Below are 4,138 nucleotides of genomic sequence, written 5' to 3' on the forward strand. Positions count from 1 at the left end.
GTCGTGGTGGCTGCCCGACCGGCTAGCTGTGGACGGGCAGCCACACTTCGTCTACGACACCCGCGGCGCGCCAAACGTTGAGGCGAACAGATGCTGCTCGACCGCCGCAACGGCCCACGTCTCCGCAACCGCGAGCGGGTGCTGCTCACCGGTCATGGCCTGCAATGCCGCGGCCACTTCGCTCAGGCTCGCCTTGACGTAGGTGTAGGTCACCCCGTGCTTGTTCGAGGTCGGCTCGGCGTGTCCGGCATAGGCCCGCGCCACGGCGAACCCGAAGTTGCGCTCCACCCAGGTCAACGTGGTGTGCCGCAACCAGTGCGTGCTGATCATCTGGGTGTGCACGGTGTCCACGTGCTTCCCGATCCGCCCCCACAGGGTCTCGTAGCGCTTGCGGGTCAGCGGGTTGCCGTCGTGGTAGCGTGTCGTCGTCCAGCCACAGGAACGCGCCCAGCATCGCCGGTCCGAGCGATCGGGTGGGTTTGCGGGCGTCATGTTCGCGGCGGTGCTCGTCGATTCCTTCGACCAGGCCGCGCAGCACGTCCAGGCCGAAGTATGCCTTGTCGGTCCCGGCAGCGAGGCCGAGGAACCGGTGATCGAACTCGGCCGGGAAGCTGGGCGATGGCGCGGTCATGCCCGCCACGGTAGATCAATCCCAAGATTGCCTCCGGGTTGTTATACCTGCTCGGTTCGACACCGTGCTCGTCATCGGGTAGAGCAGGTCGTGAGTCGGACATCTGGCGGGGTGCCCGCAACTGGGGCTTCACGAGGTCGACGATCCGCTATTCGGGTGTAGATACTGCGCTGTTTGGGTCTTCGGGTGTCATGGCCGTCGGGATTCGTCATCACCGAGCTGTCGAGTCTCGTGTGGTGGAGGTGCCGTGATGGCCGTGGAGAACGATCATGATCTGTTGGACGCCTGGCTGGGCGAGAAGCAACGCCGGGATGAGCGGAGGCGTTCGCAGGATCCGCACGTTCACCGGGGGTTGCGGTTTGCGTTCTACGGGCGGATGTCGACCTCGGAGTATCAGGACCGGTGCTCCTCGCGGCTGTGGCAGCTGGAGGTCTGCGAGCGCCTGGTCGCCGGACACGGGTTGGTGGTGGCGGAGTTCTTCGATGAGGGTTCGTCACGTCGGCGTCGGTGGTTGAACCGTCCGGAAGCGGCCCGGTTGCTGGAGGCGTCGGCCGATCCGGATCGTGGGTTCGACGCGATCGTCGTAGGGGAGTATGAGCGGGCGTTCTGCGGTCGGCAGTTCGACGAGTTGGTGCCGTTGCTGCGGGCGGCCGGGGTGCAGGTGTGGTTGCCCGAGGTCGGTGGCCGGGTGGATCTGGACGATCACGATCACCGTCGGTTGATGACCTTTCTGGGTGCGCAGTCGGAGCGTGAGGTGATCCGGGCTCGTAACCGGGCGTTGGCGGCGATGAAGGCGCAGGCGGAGTTGGGGCGGTATCTGGGTGGGCGTCCGCCCTACGGCTACATGCTGGTCGACGGCGGGCCGCACCCGAAGCGTGCGGATGCGCGGTGGGGGAGGAGGGCGCGGAAGCTGGCGCCGGATCCGCGGACCGCCGGGCACGTGAGGTGGATGTTCGCCCGCCGGTTGGCGGGTGTGTCGGTGGCCGGGATCGCCCGTGAGCTCAACGAGCGTGGTGTGCCGTGCCCGTCGGCTGCGGACCGGGAGCGCAATCGGCACCGTGCTGGTGAGGGGTGGAGTGTGCAGTCGGTGCAGACGATCCTGGAGAACCCGCGCTACACGGGGCGTCAGGTGTGGAACCGGGTGGCCAACGACCGCGACGAGGTCGACCTGCGCACCGGTCGTCCGGGGCAGGTGCCGAACCTGCCGGAGGACTGGGCGATCTCGCTGGATGTCGTGCACACGCCTTTGGTGAGCATGGGGGACTTCACCGCGGCGCAGCAGGTACGCGCCCGACGCCCCAACGACGGGGGAGACGAACGCCGGTACCTGTTGTCGGGTCGGGTGGCGTGTGGGGTGTGCGGTCGGCGGATGGACGCGCACTGGGTGCACGGCCGTCCCGGTTACCGGTGCCGCCACGGTTACAGCAGTGCCCGCCCGTGTCCGGCAGACGGCGCCAGGCCGCTGTACTGGCGCGAGGACCGCCTGCTGGAGCGGATCGGGTCGGCCGCGACACCTGACGGATCCGGTCCGGCCACGGCCGAAGGCGCCGCAATGGCTGTGTCGCTCGGGGACGAGGGGATCGAGGTGATCTGTGATCGGGACCGCGTCGAAGTCCGGAGGAACTCGACCCACCCGGATCCCTACGTCCCCGTTGGGCGGCACGGGCGCCGCAAACGTGCGTGAGCCTGCTCGACCGTAAGGCACACATGAAGGTTGCATCGTGCTGACGTCTCGGTCATCTACCTGTACTGACCCTGTTGTCGCTGGTCAGGTCTTTCGGTCGTGTGCCGACTGGTGGCTCCGGTTCACCGGGGTGACCGGTTGAGCTGTGCTCCGCCGTCGTGGTTGAGGCTTTCGGGATCACCCTGGAACTGGACCGCCATGCCGAGGTGGTGATCGAACCGTGCGGCGGCAGCCACACGGCATGAGGGTACGTCGGCCCTGAGCGCGCTGGAGGAGAACATGTGGGTGCCGGTGTATCGCGTCCGAAGGACCCTGACAGGTCAGGGCGCTTCGAGCCGCAGAAGGGCAGTGCTACTGCGGTGCCGATCGGTGTATCCACCGGTGGATCTCGTCCATCACGGTGCCTGGGTTCGGGGCTGCGGAGTGCACCCGGACCTCCCGGTAGTTGTGGTGGTCGACGTCCAGCGCCGGGAGATCGTCTTCCCGGAGGCGCACGACCGTGTATCCGGCGGCCAGCAGATCTCGGGTCTTGCGCTCGTCGATGAGGATCTTGGGCGGTGCTGCGTGCCAGTACGCTCCGTCGTACTCGATCACCACGGTGCGTCCCTGGATGGCGACACTGATGTCGACGGTCCACGAGGTGCGTGATGTGAACGCCGGATCGCGCAGGACCGCTCCGGAGCGGGCTGTCCCGAATCTGTCTTTCGCGGTGTCGTAGTGGTCCAGTTCGACACGTGACTTGCCGTGTTCGCGGCACTCGGGGCACTCGGCGCCGTTCGAGCGGGTCGACAGCGGAGCTCGCCACACGTGTGTCGGGTTGGTCGAGCAGATCCACTCCGGTGTGAAGCTGGTGGTCTTGTGCGGGCGCACCTGCCACGCGGTGAGGGGGTTGGTCGGGCTCCACTCGGCGGCCAGTCCGGGGTCGTGCCAGGCCAGTGAGCCGAGGATGGTGTCGCAGCGTGTGCAGCGCAGCCTCTTGTACTTGTCGCGGTCGCGTACCGTTTCCTGCCACTGGTGTCCGCAGCAGTCGGCGCGCCACCACACCGTGCGTTTGGAGTCCCAGACCACGTTGTGCGGTGTGAGCTCGCCGTTGAGGTCCGGATGCCATTGTGAGGCGATCTCGGGCAGGGTGTCGGCCAACCACCGCTTGTCCGCCTTCGTCGCCTGGCAGTGAGGACAACCCGACTCGTGGTAGCGCAGTGGGCTGATTCTCGGGTGGTGGCCGTGGGGGCACCGGAATCGGCGTAGTGGCGTGCCGCTGCCCACCATCACCGTACGGGGATCGGCGTCGTCGGCCCATGCCGCCATCAGTTCGGGCACGTCGGCGACCGGGGTGACCTTCCACCGCTCGTACTGCTGCTGCCACTGTGACCTGTCCCGGGCGGTGCAGTCCGGGCAGGACGGGCGGTCGGCCATGTCGTTGACTTTCGCCGTGAAGCTCAGACCGCAGTCCGGACAGAGCCAATGACATCGACGGACTGCGCGCACCGTGATGGTGCGCAGGGTCGTGTCGTCGTTGCGGTCGTGATCCCACCACGGCAGGGCGGGCGAGTTCGACTCGGTCAGCAGCACGCGTCCGGGTCTGGCGGCCGCTGGGTTGTTCGATCGGGTGTTGCGCCTGCATGTGCACCCGAAGGTCACGTCGCCCATCCGCTGGGCGCTCAGGTTTCCGCACTTCCGGCATCGGGTGACGACCGGGTCGTAGCCTCCCCGGATGGGCTCGGCGATGTCGAAGCCGTTCTCCGCCAGGTGGGCGGTGACCCGCTCCAGCGGCCAGATCTCGTGCCATGGATTGTGGCGTTGGTCGGCTGACCAACGCCACC

The 4,138-nt window shown here is 67.5% G+C and carries 3 protein-coding genes; 1 reads left to right on the top strand and 2 read right to left on the bottom strand.

Going from position 1 to position 4,138, the window contains the following annotated elements:
• Positions 1-51: 51 nt before the first annotated feature.
• Entirely contained in the window at positions 52-351 is a 300-nt protein-coding gene (locus tag AB0G02_RS30430) for a hypothetical protein (protein WP_360800755.1), read from the bottom strand.
• A 530-nt stretch (positions 352-881) separates the two neighbouring features.
• On the opposite strand from AB0G02_RS30430, the gene AB0G02_RS30435 reads away from it, so the two are divergent.
• Complete coding sequence (locus tag AB0G02_RS30435; RefSeq protein WP_360800758.1) at positions 882-2,315, top strand: recombinase family protein; 1,434 nt, start codon at positions 882-884, stop codon at positions 2,313-2,315.
• A 351-nt stretch (positions 2,316-2,666) separates the two neighbouring features.
• Here AB0G02_RS30435 and AB0G02_RS30440 read toward each other — a convergent pair.
• On the bottom strand, positions 2,667-4,138 hold a 1,472-nt coding region (locus tag AB0G02_RS30440), incomplete at its 5' end, for a zinc-ribbon domain-containing protein (protein WP_360800761.1).

It is taken from the genome of Actinosynnema sp. NPDC023658 (assembly GCF_040639995.1).
Classification (GTDB): Bacteria; Actinomycetota; Actinomycetes; order Mycobacteriales; family Pseudonocardiaceae; genus Actinosynnema.

Bases quoted from the DNA above. Each gene is read 5' to 3' on its own strand.
- AB0G02_RS30435 (WP_360800758.1), top strand. From the start codon at position 882: ATGGCCGTGGAGAACGATCATGATCTGTTGGACGCCTGGCTGGGCGAG.